Genomic DNA, 18273 nt, shown 5'->3' with positions numbered 1-18273 from the left:
TCCCTGGGATGATTCCGCTGTCGTTCCTTCACATCACGAGAAATGGGGACGGGTCGATGCTGTACATCCAGCGCAACGCCGAGGGAAAAGTGGCGCGCGTCGAGGACGCCGAATTCGAAGGCGCCACCGGCACACTGCCGGCGGACCATCCGGATATCCAGGCTTGGGCGGCCGAAAGCAGCCTGCTACAGCTCAAGCAGAGCGACCTGGACATGATCCGGGTACTGGAAGACTTGATCTCGGTGCTGATCACCAAGGGCGTAATCCGCATCACTGACCTGCCGCCGGCCGCGCGCTCCAAGCTGCTCAACCGGACCCAGGCGCGGGAAGCCCTGGGCGGCCTGACCCGGCTGATCAACGACGACGAGGAAACGGGGCTGATCTGAGCCCCGTTTTCTTTTGCTCGATGGCCACGCGGCATCCCCTCCCCTGTAGGAGCGAGCTTGCTCGCGAACAAGCTCCGCTGCGAGGCCAGGTTCGCGAGCAAGCTCGCTCCTACGTGAAAGGCACGCTCCGCACTTTGGATTTAGCTCTCGAGAGACTTCCAGAGAAACGCCCGCCCTCGTAGGAGCGGACTCCGTCCGCGAAGCTCATCAGCGGCACGGAAACATCGCGGACAAAGTCCGCTCCTACGAAAAGCACCCCGCCCCGACATCCATCACCAGGGCGCCGGCCCACCGAACAGCTGCCCCTGCACGCCCTGAATCCCCATCTCTTTCAACACACGGAACTCCCCGGCCGTCTCCACGCGCTCGGCGATCAGCGGCAGGTCGATGCTGTGCGCGGCTCGCTGCATCGCCTCGATGAACAGACGCTTGTCGTTTTCCTGGTCGATGTGGCGGATATGGCTGCCATCGACCTTGAGGTACGCCAGCCCGAGGCGCGCCAGGTTGCCGATCATGCTGAAGCGCCCGCCAAAGTGCTGCAGGCTCAGGCGATAACCCAGCTCGCCGAGGCGGCGGGTCAGGGCTTCGAGAACCGGCTGCGCCGGCAACTGGTCTTCCTCCAGCTCCAGGGTCAGGCGCCCGGCGAATTGCGGATGCTGCTTGAGCAGATCGAACACCCGAGTGGTCGCCCACTCATCCCGCAGCAGCGCGGCGGACAGGTTCAGCGCCAGCGGGCGGTTGTGTTTGGCCATGTCCGCCAGCACGCTTTCGAGCATCAACAGGTCCAACCGAGCGGTCCAGCCGAAGCGGTCCAGCCAGGGCAGGAAGCGCCCGGCGGCGATGCTGCCGCCCTGCCCGTCCGGCAAGCGTGAGAGCACCTTGTAATGCAGCACCACCTGCGGATCGGCGCAGGACACCACTGCCTGGAAATGCAGCTGGAAGCGCTTGTGCACCAGCGCCTCGTCAAGCAGTTGATGCCAGGTGTGTCGCTCCTCGGCGACCGGCTTGGCGCCGCCCTGGAGCAAGGCCCAGCAGCTGTCGTTCTGCCGCTCGGCCTGCACCAGCGCCTCGTCCGCGCGCTGCAACAGCGCCTGCGCCGATTCGCCGGAAACGAACGGCACCAATCCCAGGCAGGCAACCGGACTCACATCGCTGGCACCGGTGGTAACCAGTGCCGCCAGCATGCTTTCCAGGCGCATCGCCAGCGCCGGCGCGTCCTCGGGCATCAGTCCCGGCGCGAGCATCACGAACTCACCGCCACGGCTGCGCGCCAGGGTCAGGCCGGCCCCCAGGCCCTGCCCGGCCAGCCGCAGCTGATCGGCTACCGCCTTGAGCAGCTGATCGACGCGCTGGCCGCCCAGACGCTGGTTGAGTCCTGCGAGATCATTGACCCGCAGCACCAGCAGCACGCCGCTGCTCACCTGGTCCTCGGCGCTCAGCCGGTTGCTGAGTTGCATGTCAAAGAAACGCCGGTTGCCCAGCCCGGTCAGGCTGTCCTGGTAGGCTTCGTCGCGCAGGCGTTCGCTGCGCTGGGCCTGCTCCTGGAACAGCGCCTTGAGCTTCTCCACCATCTGGTTCATGGCCTGTACCACGCGGCGCAGCTCAGGGGTGCGCGGCAGCTCCGGCAGGCTGAGGAATTCGCGGCGGGCGATGGCGTGGGACTGCTCAACCATGTAGTCCAGCGGCTTCAACTGGCGGCGTAGCAGGATGGCGCCGAGCACGGCGCTGGCGATGCCGCACAGCACCAGCCAGAGCAGGCTGCCCAGGGCGCTCTGCCAGAGCTTGGCGATGGCGAACATCGGGTGGCTGAGCACCTCGACCCGCGCCGCCTGGGTCCAGCCACGGCTGACGATGGCATCGCCACCGGCCGAATGCAGGTTGATCAACGAGATGAACCACTGCGGCACCTTGGCCGCCACCGCGTCGGGCACCCCGGTGCGCTCCACCATCACCTTGCCGGTGGCCAGGTCAATCACGCGGATGCTCTCGAAATAGCCACTGTCGAAGATCGAGCTGACCATCAGCTCGACCATCGCCGGGTCGTCGATGTTCGGCGTCAGCGACAGGCCCAGCGCGGTGGCGGCGTCCTGGGCGTGGGAGCGCAGCTGGTTGCCGTACTGCTCGCGCGAGCTTTCCAGGCCGACCATGAAGCTGCCGCTGAAGGCGACCACCAGGAACAGGCAGATGGCGATCAACAACTGTTTGAACAGGGACATCGTGTCTCCAGGCTCCCTCATCGGAGCTATTCGTGCCGGTGCAGCTATTGGTTCTGCCGCGAATGGTTCAGGGACTATTCATTCGAAGGGAACCCTTCGCCCTTCATCTTCTTCAACAGGTCCTGCCAGCGCGACAGCCGCTTGCTGTCGCCCACCTGCTTGCCGCCACCCGCGCCGCTGCCGGCGAGCCACAGGCCCTCGCCGTTGAACGCGTAGACCGGCTGCAGGTCGCTGCGCTGGCTGGCCGGCAGGATGCTGCCGATCAGGTTGTCCAGCACCAGCGGCACGGCATCGGGCCTCGGGTAATAAGTCAGCACCATATGCGCCTGGTTCAAACGCAGTGCCTTGACGTAGGTAATGCGCAGCTTCTGCGCCGGCACGCCCAGGTGTCGCAGGCTGATGTACTTGGCGATGGCGAAATCCTCGCAATCGCCGGCTCCCTTGAGCAGCGCCTCAACCGGCGTGGCCCAGTAGTCCACCTCGTGCCAGAGGCTGAGGTCGTCGGTAAAGCGCAGCTGGTCGTTGAAGAAGCGATTGACCGCCTGCAGCTGATCGCGCTCCGCCGCGCCAGCCTGTTGGGCGAGCAGCTTCTGCCAGGCATCGATGCGCACCTGGCCTTCGCCCAACGGCCCATAAAGGCGCGTGGATTGCTGGCTGATCAGCTTGAAGTCCCATTCGGCCTGCTGTGCCCCCGCCAGGACGCCGAGCGAAGCCGCCAGCATCAGGACCAACGGCCCCGGCCAGCAACGACGCCACACCCTGGAACAACGGCTCAACACGATCGCGACTACTCGACTGCGAGCGCCGGCAACCAGCTGCAGGCGCAGGGGTCGCATGGTGCAGACTGGGCACGAAAAAAACAATGGCACAATGCAATCACTGCATTGTGCCATCACCGGATGACGCGGCCTGGAGAGATGTCAGCCGCGCCGCAGAGGGGAGCGCGTTCAGCTCTTTTCGGGCGGGGTCACGATGTCGAACCAGAAGTCGAAGTCTTCGAGCATGCCGAACAACTTCGCCAGCAGCAGCGGATTGCCCGAGCTCTTGAGTTTGCCCTCGAACACCAGGCGCACCGGCGAGACCTCCTTGAGCATCAGGCGGTTGAGGTCGGCGCGGTCGATGGTGACGGTCTGCCCGGCGTTTTCGCTCTGCACACCCTTGATGTTGTTCAGGTGCGAGTTCTTCAGCTCCAGCAGGTACTGCTCGTTCTTGTCCGGCAGCACCAGATTGATGCTGAAGTCCTCGCCTTCGGCCTTCTGCGCATTCATGCGCACGCCGAGGTAGTCGAACAGCAGGCCGGTATCCATGGCTGCCAGCGCATCGGGATTGCTGACGCGCAGCGATGGCAGGTTACGTGGTACGCCGTTGCGCAGCTCCTGCGCGGCGACCAGGTAGCTGTTGCGCCAACCGGCGTTCTCCGCCTGGTAGCCGAGCTGCTCCAGGGCGTCGGCCTGCAGGTTGCGCGCGGCCTGGTTGGTCGGATCGGCGAACACCAGCTTGTTCAGCACCTCCACCACCCAGCGATATTCACCCTTGTCGAACGAAGCCTTGGCCATCTGCAGCAAGTGATCGGCCCCCCCCATGAACTCGACGTACTTCTTCGCCGAATCCTCCGGCGCCAGCGGGTTCAAGGTCGCCGGGTTGCTGTCGTAATAGCCCAGGTACTTGTTCACCACCGCACGCACGTTGTGGCTGACGCTGCCGTGGTAGCCGCGGTTGAACCATTCGTTGGCCAGCTCCGGCGGCACCTTCAGGCGCTCGTGGATCTGGTTGATGGTCACCCCGTTGTTGGCCAGGTGCAGGGTCTGGTCGTTGAGGTAGCCGTACATGTCACGCTGCTTCTCCAGGGTATGGACGATGTCCTCGTGCCCCCAGCGCGGCCAGTTGTGCACCGCGAACATCACCTCGGCCTTGTCGCCGAAACGGTGCAGCGCCTCGTTGATGTACTTGCTCCAGCCCAACGGGTCGCGGGTCTCGGCGCCGCGCAGGGTGTAGAGGTTGTGCAGCGTGGCGGTGACGTTCTCGGCCATCAGCAGCGCCTTCTGCTGCGGCAGCCAGACGTTCATCTCCGCCGGCGATTCGGTGCCCGGGGTGTTCTGGAAGGTGAAGGGAACACCATCGATTTCCAGGTCCTGCAGCTCACCCTCGATCAGTTTGGTCGGCGCGATGATGCTCAGCGGACCGTGCGCCACGCCCTTGCCGATGGCCATGTCCACCTGGCCGTTCGGCCCCTTGGGCAGCAACGTGCCGTACTGGTAGCTGGCGCGGCGCAGCATGGCATTGCCGGCCATGACGTTTTCCTTGATCGCCGCTTCCATGAAGCCCTTGGGCGCAATGATCTGCACCTCACCCTTGTCCACCTGCTCCTGGCTGACCAGCCCCTTCACCCCACCGAAATGGTCGGCGTGGGCGTGGCTGTAGATGATCGCGCGAATCGGCTTCTGCCCCAGCTCCTGGCTCACCAGGGCGTAGGCCGCCTTGGAGGTCGCCGGGGTGGTCAGGGTGTCGATGACGATCCAGCCGGTCTTGCCTTGGATGAAGGTGATATTGGCCAGGTCATAGCCGCGCACCTGGTAGATACCGTCGGTGACCTTGAACAGACCGTAGCTGAGGTTCAGCTGCGCCTGGCGCATCAGGCTCGGGTTGACGCTGGCGATGTCCTTGGCGGCCTTGATGAAGTCGTAGTCGCCCAGCTGCCAGGCGACGCTGCCGTCATCGTTCTTGATGATGAGGTTATCGGGGCGCTTGATCAGCCCCTTCTCCACCCGATCGAAATCGGCGCGATCACCGAAGGGCAGTGACTGGCGCACCTGCTCCTGGGCGGCCTGGGTGAAGGAAGTCGCGGGCTTGGGCTGTTCGGCGGCGAGCAGCAGGCCAGGACAGAGGCTGGCGACCAGCACGGCAGCGGAAAGACGGGACATCGGAGGACTCCGGAATTTGTTGTTGTGCTCGCACTATGCCGGCCGTCGCGCTAATAATTCCAATGCATTCCAATTTCACTATCAATGCAGGAAGCGCATGAGCGATCTCCGCCAGCTACGCCACTTCGTCGCCCTCGCCGAACACGGCCACTTCGCCCGTGCCGCCGATGCGGTGAATCTTAGTCAACCCGCTCTGTCGCGGAGCATCCAGACGCTGGAAGGCCAGTTGAGCTGCCAACTGGTGGACCGCAACCCGCGCGGCGTGACCCTCACGGCCCACGGCCGACTGGTGCTGGAACACGCCCGCCGCCTGCTGGCCGGTGACCGCGCGCTGAAGAATGCGGTGCTGCAACTGGCAGACCTGGAAACCGGCGAACTGCGCCTGGGCGCCGGCCCCTTCCCCGGTGCGCGGCTGCTGCCACAGGTATTGGCGCGCTACAGCGGCGCGCACCCCAAAGTGTCGATCCTGCTCTCCATCGAGAACTGGGGCGAGCTGCAGCAACGCCTGCTGGACGACGAGTTGGAACTGTTCGTCGCCGATTACCGCGAACTGGAGGGTGACACTCGTCTCGATATCCTGCCGCTACGAGAGCATCGCGGCGTGCTGTTCTGCCGACCAGGGCACCCCTTGCTCGGAACCCCGCCGACGGTCGAGAGCGTACTTGACTACCCGTTGGCCGGCCCGCGCCTGCCGCGTGACGCCCACGAAGGCCTGGCGCGCACCTTCGGCCGCGAGCAGCCGCTGAGCGTGCAATGCGATGACGTACTGATGCTCAAGGAGCTGGTGAAAGGCAGTGACGTACTGTGCCTGGCGACCTGGGACGTGGTCGCCGCGGATGTGCGAGCCGGAAACCTCGCCACTCTGCCCTGGCCCAGCGGCGAAGTAGCTGGACGCGGCTCCGCCTACGCCCTGGTGCGCCATGCCAGCCGCAGCCTGTCGCCTGCGGCCAGCCAGTTCGTCGAGTTGTTGCTGGAGGAGGATGCGGCTTTCAACACCGTGTCTTGAGCGCAATCAGCGGGCAGCAGAAAAGGCTCGGCGCAAATGCTTCCTCCTCACCCCGGCCCTCTCCCTCAGGGAGAAAGAGCCGCCCTTACCATCTGATGCCGAGGTTTCACCCTGCACCGAACGGTCTCTCTCCCGCTTGAGGAGCGGGGCGCGCCGCCAGTGTTGGGGTGTGGGGCTCTGGCTCGACCTTCACCGACGCCACCCGTGTTGTGGGCCGCCGTAGTACGCCGGCGGCGGCGCCGGCTGGTAATAGCGAGGACCATCCCGCCAACCGCCGTGACCGTGCCCCGGCGGCGGAAGAATCACGCAGCCAACCAGCGGGAGAAACAACAGTGCAGCAGCAAAGATACGACGCATGGCGCCTCCATCAAGCGAGCCGGCCGCCCCGCCGGGATGCGGGGCGTACATTCTTCCGGTCTCGCAAGATCAGACATGCATGTCAGAAGGCGGTGCCACAGGCGAAGGTAAAGCTTGGGTAAATCAGCCGTTTACAGTTTCCAAACGGCGAAGCTTGCGGCTCTGCAGGTGCAGCACGCCAAACAGCAGGACCTGCACCTTCTCGGTGACCGAACGCCGGCGCGCCAGCAACAGCACCTCGCCCACATGCACCACCAGCAGGATCGCGGAGAGCCACAGCAGCGGGCGATGCAGCTCGCCGAAGGGATAGATCAGGTTGAGCACGGCGGCGACCCAGAACATGGTCAGCGCACCCTTGGCAAAGCTCAGCAATTCGGACATGGCGATGGATTCCTCAAGGTGAAGGTCGCAGCAGTCTGCCGCCGGCCACGCCCGCCACGCTCCTGCCTTTCGACTGGCCCGCGCACCAGGAAGCGGCGCCACGCTTCATTTGAGGGCAGGCGAATGCCCTCGCGTGCACCGAAAAACATCCACCACTCCACCGCAGCCCTTCTGCCCCGGCACTTTCGCCAACTTGGCACGCTGCTCGCTTTGACTCGGCTGTGCAGGAACGATCCGAAGCACTCGGACAGCGGCACCACAATCTGACAATGGATGACTAGGGTTCCGGCTCGCGAAGCGAGTGACTGGTCCGAGAGTCATCGACCTCCAGCGAGGTTACACGGCGGGACAAAAGCCCGGGAGACGAGAGCGACACGTGCCGCCCGACTCCTGCCCGCCCGACAACCGACCTGGAGACTCTCCATGCGCAAGCCCCTCCTCTCTGCCCTATTCGCCGCCGGTCTCGCCGCCTTCTCTCTCTCGGCCTCCGCCGCGCCGAAGAACAGCTTCAACCTCTGCTGGACCATCTATGCCGGCTGGATGCCCTGGGAGTACGCGGCCAGCCACGGCATCGTCGACAAGTGGGCGAAGAAGTACGGCATAGAGATCAAGGTCACCCAGCTCAACGACTACATCGAGTCGATCAACCAGTACACCGCCGGCCAGTTCGATGGTTGCACCATGACCAACATGGACGCCCTGACCATCCCCGCCGCCGGTGGCGTCGACTCCACCGCGCTGATCGTCAGCGACTTCTCCAACGGCAACGACGGCATTGTCATCAAGGGCGAAGGCAAGACCCTGGCCGACCTCAAGGGCATGAACGTCAACCTGGTGGAGCTTTCCGTCTCCCACTACCTGCTCGCCCGCGCCCTGGAGAACGCCCGCCTGAGCGAGAAGGACGTGAATACGGTGAACACCTCCGACGCCGACATCGCCGCCGCCTTCAACACCGACGACGTACAGGCCGTTACCACCTGGAACCCGATGCTCGCCGAGGCCCGCGCCAAACCGGGCACCACCGAAGTGTTCAACTCCAGCCAGGTCCCCGGCGAAATCATGGACATGATGGTGGTCAACAGCGCGGTGCTCAAAGACAACCCGGCGCTGGGCAAAGCCCTGACCGGCGCCTGGTTCGAGACCGTCGCGCTGATGCAGGGCGACAGCGCCGAAACCCGCGCCGCGCTGGAACACATGGCCAAAGCCTCGGGCACCGACCTCGCCGGTTACCAGAGCCAGCTCGCCACCACCAAGCTGTTTGCCACGCCGAAGGAAGCACTGGCCTTCGCTACCAGCCCGAAACTGCCGGCGACCATGGACAAGGTCGCGGCCTTCTCCTTCGCCCACGGCCTGCTCGGCGAAGGCGCCAAGAGCGCCGACGCGGTGGGCATGAGCTTCGCCGGTGGGCTGTCCACCGGGGATGCGAAGAACCTCAAGCTGCGCTTCGACCCGACGTACGTGCAGATGGCGGCGGACGGCAAGCTCTGACGCTCTTCGTAGGAGCGAGCTTGCTCGCGAACGGCGTTTCGCTTGGCGCTAAGGCGCCGTGCGGTTCGCGAGCAAGCTCGCTCCTACAGGTTATCGACCAACAGGTACGAAGCATGCGCCTGATCAACCGAACCCCCGACCGCAGCGGCCGCCTGTTCCTGGTACTGCTGCCCTTCGCCCTGCTGCTGTTCGCCTACTTCACCGGGTCGGCGTCACGGCTGGCGGAGAACCCCAACGACAAGCTGCTGCCCAGCGCCGCGCAGATGGCCGACGCAGTCAACCGCCTGGCCTTCAACGAGGACAAACGCACCGGCGAAGTGCTGTTCTGGAAGGACACCGGCGCCAGCCTGCAACGCCTCGGCCTGGGCCTGGGTATTGCCGCCCTGCTCGGCCTGGTGCTGGGCATCGCCGCCGGCAGCGTGCCGTTGTTCGGTGCGCCGCTGTCGCCGCTGCTCACTGTGCTGTCGATGATCCCGCCACTGGCAATCCTGCCGGTGTTGTTCATCGTCTTCGGCCTCGGCGAGCTGTCCAAGGTGGTGCTGATCGTCATCGGCGTCGCCCCCTGCATCGCCCGCGACATCGAACAGCGCGCCCGGGAAATCCCCCGTGAGCTGCTGATCAAGGCGCAGACCCTGGGCGCCAGCACCTGGACGCTGATCCTGCGCGTGGTGCTGCCGCAACTGATGCCGCGCCTGCTGATTTCCCTGCGCCTGATGCTTGGCTCGGCCTGGCTGTTCCTCATCGCCGCCGAGGCGATCGCCTCCACCGACGGCCTGGGCTACCGCATCTTTCTCGTACGCCGCTACCTGGCCATGGACGTGATCCTGCCCTACGTGGTGTGGATCACCGCGTTGGCCTGGCTGATGGATTGGGGTCTGCGCGCCCTCACCCGCCGCGCCTTCCCCTGGTACGAAGGAGGCAAGGCATGAGCTTCATTCAAGTCCGCAACGTCTGGCAGGAGTACGACGGCAACGTGGTGCTCGAACGCCTGAATCTCGAGGTGAAGGAAGGCGAATTCTGCACCCTGGTCGGCGCCTCCGGCTGTGGCAAGTCCACCTTCCTGCGCCTGCTGCTCGGCCAGGAGCGCCCCAGCCGTGGCGAGCTGCTGCTCGAAGGCCAGCCGCTGCCGGGCGAGCCCGACCCGAGCCGGGGCGTGGTGTTCCAGCGCTACTCGGTGTTTCCACACCTGTCGGTGCTGGACAACGTCGCCCTCGGCCTGGAACTGCCGCGCTCGCCGCTGCTCGGCCGGCTGCTGGGCAGCGCCAAGCGCGAAGCCCGCGAACAGGCCGCCGCCCTGCTCGAACGAGTCGGCCTCGGCCATGCGCTCAAGCAGTATCCCAGCGCCCTCTCCGGCGGCATGCAGCAGCGCCTGGCCATCGCCCAGGCGTTGGTGATGAAGCCGCGCGTGCTGTTGCTCGACGAGCCCTTCGGTGCGCTCGACCCCGGCATCCGCAAGGACATGCACGCCCTGCTGCTGGAGCTGTGGCAGGAAACCCGCCTCACCGTGTTCATGGTCACCCACGACCTCGCCGAGGGCTTCAGCCTGGGCACTCGCCTGCTGGTTTTCGACAAGGTCCGCCACGACCCGCAGGCGCCCACCGCCTACGGCGCCCGCATCACCTACGACATCCCGCTCAACGCCGACCGCAAGGCCTCCCGCGCCGCCCTGCCCGAACCGCTCGCCGCGCGCCTGGAAACGGCCGCCGCTGCGCTGATCACGCCGGCCTACTAAGGAGCCCACCATGAATGACCTGCGTACCACCCTCTACGAAGAAACCGTCCCCGGCGGCGGCCACACCTCCTTCGTCCTCAAGCGCGGCCAAGTGCTGCGCCTGACCGACCTGGAAGGCGGCGGCAACGTCAGCCTCCTGCTGTTCAACGCCGCCGAGAAGAGCGAGCGGCTGAACCTGCCCGACAGCCTCAAGTGCCAGCACACCGCCAAGCTGACCGCTGGCCATTGCCTGTACTCGGACATGGGCCGCGTGCTGGCCGCCATCACCGCCGACAGTTGCGGCTGGCACGACAGCTTCGGCGGCGTGCTCAACGCCGCCGAAGTGCAGGAGAAATACGGCCAGGGCCGCTACCAGGAGTTGCGCAACGGCTTCTACCGCAACGGCGTGGACAACCTGCTGGTGGAAATGGGCAAGTGGGACATGCGCCTGCAGGACCTGCTGATGTGCCTGAACCTGTTCAGCCGCGTGGACGTCGACGCCGATGGCTGCTTCCACTTCGCGCCGGGCAACTCGAAAGCCGGCGATTTCGTCGAGCTCTACGCACCGATGGACACCCTCGTCGTCCTCACCGCCCTGCAACACCCGCTGGACCCGAACCCGCAATACGCACCCAAGCCCACCGGCCTGACCTGGCAGCAGGTCGCCGCCGACGGCATCAGCGTGCTCTGCCGCACTTCCCGCGCGGAGAACGGCCGCGGCTTCCACAACACCGAACGCCAGTACCTGTAAGGAGCGCGAGCATGCCCATCGTCCCCAGCGACAAACACCCCGAGGCCTGCGTCTCGCGCACCCTGATCGCGGCTGGCGAACCCAGCCTCACCGAACTCAAGGCCGGACAGACCCTGCGCATCCTCGACCTGGAAGGCAACCAGGCGGTAGACACGCTGTTCTTCAGCGCCGCCAACCCGCGCGAGCGCTACGACGTGCAACGCACCCTGCGCAAACAGGGGCAGGTCTACCTCAGCGCCGGCAGCGTGCTCTGGTCCAACCTCGGCAACCCGATGCTGACCATCACCGCCGACACCTGTGGCCGCCACGACACCCTCGGCGGCGCCTGCGCCCAGGAAAGCAACACCGTGCGCTACGCCCTGGACAAGCGCTACATGCACAGCTGCCGCGACAACTTCCTGCGCGCCAGCCTGCACGACGGCCGCCTGAGCAAGGCCGACATCAGCCACAACATCAACTTCTTCATGAACGTGCCGGTCACCGCCGAAGGCGGCCTGACCTTCGAGGACGGCATCTCCGGCGCCGGCAAGTACGTCGAACTGATCGCGCACATGGACGTCATCGTCCTGATCTCCAACTGCCCGCAGCTCAACAACCCCTGCAACGGCTGGAACCCGACGCCGGCGGAGCTGCTGGTATGGGACTGACCGCGCGTCTGCGCCGCTGGTTGTTCCTGCTCGCCCAGAGCCGCAGCGCCCAATGCAGCCCGACGCTGAGAACCTGTAGGAGCGAGGGGGACGCCATCGTTATTGCTCGCGAACGAACTCCGCCCCCGCGCCGGAGTTAAGCGGGGTTCGCGAGCAAGGGCTAGGCGCCCCCCTCGATCCTACGAAAAGCGCTTCAGCGCCATGGACGACCGTGGTGCACACCGAATCATGGCGGGACGGCCCGCCACCCCATGGGGACGCCCTCATGTTCGACAAGCTCCTGATCGCCAACCGCGGTGCTATCGCCTGCCGCATCCTGCGCACCCTGCGCGAGCTGCAACTGGACGGCGTGGCCGTGTACTCCGACGCCGACATGGCCAGCCTGCACATCCAGCAGGCAACGCAGGCCATCAGCCTCGGCGAGGGGCCCGCGTCCACTACCTACCTGGTAGTGGAAAAGATTCTCCAGGCCGCCCACGACAGCGGCGCCCAGGCTATCCACCCCGGCTACGGCTTCCTTTCCGAGAATGCCGCCTTCGCCGAAGCCTGCGAAGCCGCCGGCATCGCCTTCGTCGGCCCGACGCCGGAGCAACTGCGGGTATTCGGCCTCAAGCACACGGCCCGCGCCCTGGCCCGCGAACAGGGCGTGCCGATGCTCGAAGGCACCGACCTGCTGCCCGACCTCGAAGCCGCGTTGCTCGCCGGTGAAGAGGTCGGTTACCCGGTGATGCTGAAAAGCACCGCCGGCGGCGGCGGCATCGGCATGCGCGTGTGTCGCTCGGCAGACGAACTGCGCGACGCCTTCGACGCGGTGAAACGCCTGGGGCAGAACAACTTCAGCGACTCGGGCGTATTCATCGAGAAGTACATCGAGCGCGCCCGCCACCTGGAAGTACAGGTGTTCGGCGACGGCCAGGGCGAGGTGATCGCCCTTGGCGTGCGCGACTGCTCGGTACAACGACGCAACCAGAAGGTGCTGGAAGAAACCCCGGCGCCCAACCTGCCCGCCGGCATGGCCGAGGCCCTGTGCGCGGCGGCGATCCAGCTGGCGAAAGCCGTCAGCTATCGCAGCGCCGGCACCGTGGAATTCGTCTACGACAGCCAGGCGCAGCGCTTCTACTTCCTCGAAGTGAACACCCGCCTGCAAGTGGAGCACGGCGTCACCGAACAGGTCTGGGGCGTCGACCTGGTGCGCTGGATGATCGAACTGGCCGCCGGTGACCTGCCGCCCCTGGCCGAGTTGGCCGCCGCGCTGAAGCCCAGCGGCCATGCGATCCAGGCACGCCTTTACGCAGAAGACCCCGGCCGCGACTTCCAGCCCTGCCCCGGCCTGCTCACCGCCGTGCAGTTCCCGGCGGCCGACGGCAAGGCCCTGCGCATCGACACCTGGGTCGAGGCCGGCTGCGAGATTCCGCCCTACTTCGACCCGATGATCGCCAAGCTCATCGCCTGGGCGCCGACCCGCGAGCAGGCCAGCGCCGGACTCGACCGCGCCCTCGAAGGCAGCCAGCTCTATGGCGTGGAATGCAACCGCGACTACCTGCGGCAGATCATCAAAGACGCGCCCTTCGCCAGCGGCTCGCCCTGGACGCGCTGCCTGGAAGGCCTGCGCTACCGCGCGCAGACCTTCGAAGTACTCAGCGCCGGCACCCAGACCAGCGTGCAGGACTACCCCGGCCGCCTCGGCTACTGGGCCGTGGGCGTGCCGCCGTCCGGGCCGATGGACGATCGCGCGCTGCGCCTGGGCAATGTCCTTCTTGGCAATGCCGAAGGCGCTGCCGCGCTGGAAATCACCATGAGCGGCCCGACCCTGCGCTTCAACACTGACGCGGTCGTGGCCGTCACCGGCGCGGCGCTGCCGATCAGCCTGGACGGCGTCGAACAGCCGATGGATACCGCACTGCTCATCGCCGCCGGCTCTACGCTCAGCCTAGGCACCGTCGGCGGCGCCGGCGCCCGCAGCTACCTGTGCCTGCGCGGCGGCCTGCAGGTGCCGGATTATCTGGGCAGCAAGAGCACCTTCACCCTCGGCCAGTTCGGCGGCCACGGTGGCCGCGCCCTGCGCGCCGGTGATGTGCTGCACCTCGACACGCTGGAAGACGCGAGCCACGGCGACAGTCTGCCAGTGGCACTGCGCACCGACCTCCCGGCCGTGCGCAGCATCCGCGTGATCTACGGCCCCCACGGTGCGCCGGAATACTTCACCGCGGCCTACATCGAGACCTTCTTCGCCACCAACTGGGAAGTGCACTTCAACTCCAGCCGCACCGGCGTGCGCCTGATCGGCCCGAAGCCGGAATGGGTGCGCGAGAGCGGCGGCGAAGCCGGCCTGCACCCGTCGAACATCCACGACAATCCGTACGCCATCGGCGCGGTGGACTTCACCGGCGACATGCCGGTGATCCTCGGCCCGGACGGTCCGAGCCTGGGCGGCTTCGTCTGCCCGGTGACGGTGATCGAGGCCGACCTCTGGCAGCTTGGCCAGCTCAAGGCGGGAGACAAGGTGCGGTTCGTGCCCGTCGATATCTCCACCGCCCGCTCGCTGAGCCGCTCCCAAACCGCCGAATACCGGACTCCCTGTAGGAGCGAGCTTGCTCGCGAACGCATTCTGCCGGAGGTCCAGGAGCTGGGCGGGTTCGCGAGCAAGCTCGCTCCTACAGGAGAGTCCAGCTCCGGCAGCGCCGTTTTCCCCTCACCCCAACCCTCTCCCGGAGGGAGAGGGGGCAGTGCGGAGCTACCGGCGATTGCAGTGCTATCCGGCCAAGCGGACAGCCCCCTCTCCCGCGTGCAGGAGAAGGCGGGGAGTGAGGGTAGCCCGAGCACCGCGCTCACCTCCCCCATCGTCCTCGACCTCGGCCAGGACGACACACGCCTGGTCGCGCGCCTCGCCGGCGACACTCACCTGCTGCTGGAAATCGGCCAGCCCGAGCTGGACCTGGTCCTGCGCTTCCGCGCCCACGCGCTGATGCAGGCGCTGGAGGCCAAAGACCTCGACGGCGTAATCGACCTCACCCCCGGCATCCGCTCGCTGCAGGTGCACTACCAGCCGGAAACCCTCTCACTGGAAACCTTGCTGGAAACCGTCGCCGGCCTGTGGGACGCCGTCTGCGCCGCGCAGGACCTCAAGGTACCGTCGCGCATCGTGCACCTGCCGCTGTCCTGGGACGACCCGGCCTGCCAGCTGGCCATCGAGAAATACATGACCACCGTGCGCAAGGACGCGCCCTGGTGTCCGAGCAACCTGGAGTTCATCCGCCGCATCAACGAACTGCCGGACCTCGAGGCGGTGTATCGCACCGTGTTCGAGGCCAGCTACCTGGTGATGGGCCTGGGCGACGTCTACCTCGGCGCGCCGGTGGCCACGCCACTGGACCCACGCCACCGCCTGGTGACCACCAAGTACAACCCCGCGCGCACCTGGACGGCGGAGAACTCGGTCGGCATCGGCGGCGCCTACCTGTGCGTCTACGGCATGGAAGGCCCCGGCGGCTACCAGTTCGTCGGCCGCACCCTGCAGATGTGGAACCGCTACCGCGAGGTCGCGGCGTTCGACGGCAAACCCTGGCTGCTGCGCTTCTTCGACCAGATCCGCTTCTACCCGGTGTCGGCGGACGACCTGCTGCGCATCCGCCGCGACTTCCCGCTGGGCCGCTATCCGTTGCGCATCGAAGAAAGCGAGCTGCGCCTGGCGGACTACCAGCAGTTCCTCGCCGAGGAAGCCGCGAGCATTGCCGAATTCCGCAGCCACCAGCGTGCCGCCTTCGATGCTGAGCGCGAGCGCTGGATCGCCTCGGGCCAGGCACATTTCGAAAGCGAGGAGGCCGCCATCGACAGCGGCGAGGACGCCCCGCTCGGCGCCGGCCAGCACGCCGTCGAAAGCCACATCGCCGGCAACCTCTGGCAGGTGCAGGTGGAAGCCGGCGCCAGCGTGAAGGCGGGCGACATCCTGGTGATCCTCGAGTCCATGAAGATGGAAATTCCCCTCACCGCCCCGCGCGACGGCGTGGTGCGCGAAGTCCGCGTGCAGCCCGGCTCACCAGTGCGCGCCGGGCAGCGGGTGGTGGTGATGGAGGAGGCTTGAGCTGACGTAGCCGATGTTGCGTAGAGCCCCTCTCCCCAGCCCTGGCTGCGCGCCCCGCTCCTCAAGCGGGAGAGGGAGCCGTCCGGAGCAAGAGGCCACACCCGACTCATCCTGAAACCCATTGTCAGACCCGCGCCGAACTGCTCTTCCCCCTCTCCCTTCAGGGAGAGGGCCGTCCGAAGCGGGGAAAAAATCCGATTCATCCTGAAACCACGGCCAAGCCAGTGGATTGAACCCGACACCGCGCCGGACTGCTCTTCCCCCTCTCCCTTCAGGGAGAGGGCCGGGGAGAGGGGCTGCGCCCAGCACAGGAACCTCAACCATGCCCATCACCTTCGACCTCCGCCTCGCCGCCCTGCGTGCCGCCTACCGCGAAGGCCGCGCCACGCCGCGCCAACTGATCGCCGGACTGCGCAACAAGGCCGCCGCACTGAACCCGGACTACCACCTGTTCATCCACTTTCTCAGCCTGGAAGAACTGGAACCCTACCTGGCCGCCCTGGACGACAAGTCGCCGGATAGCCTGCCTCTCTACGGCATCCCCTTCGCCATCAAGGACAACATCGACCTCGCCGGCGTCCCCACCACCGCCGCCTGCCCGGCCTTCGCCTACACGCCGAAAACCTCCGCGACGCTGGTGCAACAGCTGATCGACCTGGGCGCCATTCCGCTGGGCAAGACCAATCTCGACCAGTTCGCCACCGGCCTCAACGGCACCCGTTCGCCCTACGGCGAATGCCGCAACAGCGTACTGCCGGAGTACCCGTCCGGCGGCTCCAGCGCTGGCTCTTCGCTGGCGGTGGCTCTGGGGGTGGCGAGCTTCGCCCTGGGTACCGACACCGCCGGATCCGGCCGCGTGCCAGCGGCGCTCAACGGTCTGCTCGGTCTCAAGCCGAGCAAGGGCCTGCTGTCCAACCACGGCCTGGTGCCGGCCTGCCGCACGCTGGACTGCATCACCTACTTCACCGCCAGTGCCGCCGAGGCCAGCGAGCTTCTGGCTCTGACTGCCAAGCTCGATCCGCAGGACGGCTACAGCCGCGCCAACCCGGCGTGGAACGACGTCAGCGCCTTCGGTGCGCCCAAGCCATTTCGCTTCGGTGTTCCCCGCGCCGATCAATTGGAATTTTTCGGCTGCCACGAAGGCCCGGTGCTGTTCACCGACGCCCTCGACCAGCTCAAGGCGCTGGGCGGCGAGGCTCGGGAGATCGACTTCGCCCCCTTCCTCGAAGCCGCGCGCCTGCTCTATGAGGGGCCGTGGGTCGCCGAGCGCTACAGCGTGGCCGGCGAGCTGATCGAGCGCGACCCGCAGGCCGTGCTGCCAGTGATCCGCGACGTGCTGGCGAAAGCCCCCGGCGCCACCGCCGTGCAGGCGTTCCGTGCGCAGTACCGGCTGCAGGAACTCAAGACGCAGTGCGATGCAATCCTCGCCGACCTCGACTGCGTGCTCACCCCCACCATCGGCCGCCCGGTAACGCTGGAGGAGCTGCACGCCGAACCGGTGAAACGCAATTCGGACCTGGGCTACTACACCAACTTCATGAACCTGCTGGACTACGCCGCCGTGGCGGTACCCAGCGCAATCATGGACAACGGCCTGCCCTGGGGCGTGACGCTGTTCGGCCGCGCCTTCACCGACCAGTACCTGCTTGGCGTGGCTGACGCCCTGCAGCGCCAGCACAACCTGCCACTCATCGGCGGCAACGCCATCGCCCCGGCGTCCTCCGCCAACGCCGCGCGCAACGACCGTGCGCGCCTGGTGGTATGTGGCGCGCACCTCGACGGCCTGGCGCTGAACTGGCAGCTGCGCCAGCGCGGCGCCCGCCTGCTGCGCGCCACCCGGAGCGCACCGGCCTACAAGCTCTATGCCCTCGCCGGCGGCCCGCCGCTGCGCCCCGGCATGCTGCGCGTGGCCGACGATGGCGTGGCCATCGAGGTGGAAGTCTGGGAACTGCCCAGTGCCGAACTGGGCTCCTTCCTCACCGGCATTCCTGCGCCGCTGGGGCTGGGCAAGGTGCAACTGGAGGACGGCAGCTGGGAAACCGGCTTCATCTGCGACGTCTGGGGCCTGGACGGCGCCGAGGACATCAGCCATTTCGGCGGTTGGCGGGCGTGGCTGCACAGCCACAGCTGAGCGGCTTTTCGTAGGAGCGAGCTTGCTCGCGAACAGTCTCCGCCACCGAGGTTTGTTCGCGAGCGAGCTCGCTCCTACAGGTCCGCGGCATCGTGGATGTGTGGGCGTAGAGGGTGGGCACCGCGCAGGAGCGGACTCCGTCCGCGATAGCCCGACCACGCGCAAATGGTTATCGGCAAACCCATGGAACCCCGCCG

13 protein-coding genes and 1 riboswitch are annotated in these 18273 nt (G+C 66.6%); of the genes, 9 read left to right on the top strand and 4 right to left on the bottom strand.

Features of this window, described 5'->3' with window-relative positions:
- The first annotated feature begins 56 nt into the window (after positions 1–56).
- Positions 57–386, top strand: a complete 330-nt coding sequence (locus ACNFH5_RS15705) for a hypothetical protein (RefSeq protein WP_024767779.1) — start codon at positions 57–59, stop codon at positions 384–386.
- Between the two features lie 272 nt (positions 387–658).
- Here the strand turns inward: ACNFH5_RS15705 and lapD are convergent, their stop codons facing one another.
- From lapD to ACNFH5_RS15690, 3 genes are all read right to left on the bottom strand, one after another.
- Positions 659–2602, bottom strand: a complete 1944-nt coding sequence (gene lapD, locus ACNFH5_RS15700) for a cyclic di-GMP receptor LapD (protein WP_416747424.1) — start codon at positions 2600–2602, stop codon at positions 659–661.
- A 74-nt stretch (positions 2603–2676) separates the two neighbouring features.
- Entirely contained in the window at positions 2677–3324 is a 648-nt protein-coding gene (lapG, locus tag ACNFH5_RS15695) for a cysteine protease LapG (RefSeq protein ID WP_416747422.1), read from the bottom strand.
- Between the two features lie 225 nt (positions 3325–3549).
- A complete protein-coding gene (locus tag ACNFH5_RS15690; protein WP_416747420.1) occupies positions 3550–5523 on the bottom strand; it encodes an alkyl/aryl-sulfatase in 1974 nt (657 codons plus the stop codon).
- A 97-nt stretch (positions 5524–5620) separates the two neighbouring features.
- On the opposite strand from ACNFH5_RS15690, the gene ACNFH5_RS15685 reads away from it, so the two are divergent.
- The gene (locus tag ACNFH5_RS15685; protein WP_416747418.1) at positions 5621–6529 is read left to right on the top strand and encodes a LysR family transcriptional regulator; all 909 of its coding nucleotides are present in this window, start codon (positions 5621–5623) and stop codon (positions 6527–6529) included.
- A gap of 480 nt (positions 6530–7009) precedes the next feature.
- Here the strand turns inward: ACNFH5_RS15685 and ACNFH5_RS15680 are convergent, their stop codons facing one another.
- Positions 7010–7267, bottom strand: a complete 258-nt coding sequence (locus tag ACNFH5_RS15680) for a DUF1145 domain-containing protein (RefSeq protein WP_045209740.1) — start codon at positions 7265–7267, stop codon at positions 7010–7012.
- A gap of 266 nt (positions 7268–7533) precedes the next feature.
- Positions 7534–7632: riboswitch (guanidine-I (ykkC/yxkD leader) on the top strand.
- 58 nt (positions 7633–7690) lie between these two features.
- On the opposite strand from ACNFH5_RS15680, the gene ACNFH5_RS15675 reads away from it, so the two are divergent.
- The 7 genes from ACNFH5_RS15675 (at position 7691) to atzF (ending at position 18076) form a co-directional block, all read left to right on the top strand.
- A complete protein-coding gene (locus ACNFH5_RS15675; protein WP_416747416.1) occupies positions 7691–8755 on the top strand; it encodes a putative urea ABC transporter substrate-binding protein in 1065 nt (354 codons plus the stop codon).
- 113 nt (positions 8756–8868) lie between these two features.
- Positions 8869–9684, top strand: coding sequence for an ABC transporter permease (locus tag ACNFH5_RS15670; protein WP_416747414.1), 816 nt, complete (start codon positions 8869–8871; stop codon positions 9682–9684).
- Positions 9681–10487, top strand: a complete 807-nt coding sequence (locus ACNFH5_RS15665; RefSeq protein ID WP_416747412.1) for an ABC transporter ATP-binding protein — start codon at positions 9681–9683, stop codon at positions 10485–10487. The genes ACNFH5_RS15670 and ACNFH5_RS15665 overlap by 4 nt, the downstream gene beginning before the upstream one ends.
- Positions 10488–10497: 10 nt before the next feature.
- Entirely contained in the window at positions 10498–11217 is a 720-nt protein-coding gene (locus ACNFH5_RS15660) for an urea amidolyase associated protein UAAP1 (RefSeq protein WP_416747410.1), read from the top strand.
- A gap of 11 nt (positions 11218–11228) precedes the next feature.
- Positions 11229–11864 (top strand): urea amidolyase associated protein UAAP2, encoded by a 636-nt coding sequence (locus tag ACNFH5_RS15655; protein ID WP_416747408.1) that lies wholly within the window; start codon positions 11229–11231, stop codon positions 11862–11864.
- A 265-nt stretch (positions 11865–12129) separates the two neighbouring features.
- Positions 12130–15945 (top strand): 5-oxoprolinase/urea amidolyase family protein, encoded by a 3816-nt coding sequence (locus ACNFH5_RS15650; RefSeq protein WP_416747406.1) that lies wholly within the window; start codon positions 12130–12132, stop codon positions 15943–15945.
- A 322-nt stretch (positions 15946–16267) separates the two neighbouring features.
- Positions 16268–18076, top strand: a complete 1809-nt coding sequence (gene atzF, locus ACNFH5_RS15645) for an allophanate hydrolase (RefSeq protein WP_416747404.1) — start codon at positions 16268–16270, stop codon at positions 18074–18076.
- Positions 18077–18273 lie beyond the last annotated feature (197 nt).

Origin of the sequence: Pseudomonas sp. NY15435 (genome assembly GCF_048068295.1) — a bacterium.
Classification (GTDB): domain Bacteria; phylum Pseudomonadota; class Gammaproteobacteria; order Pseudomonadales; family Pseudomonadaceae; genus Pseudomonas.
This window is presented reverse-complemented; position numbering and strand designations above follow the sequence as displayed.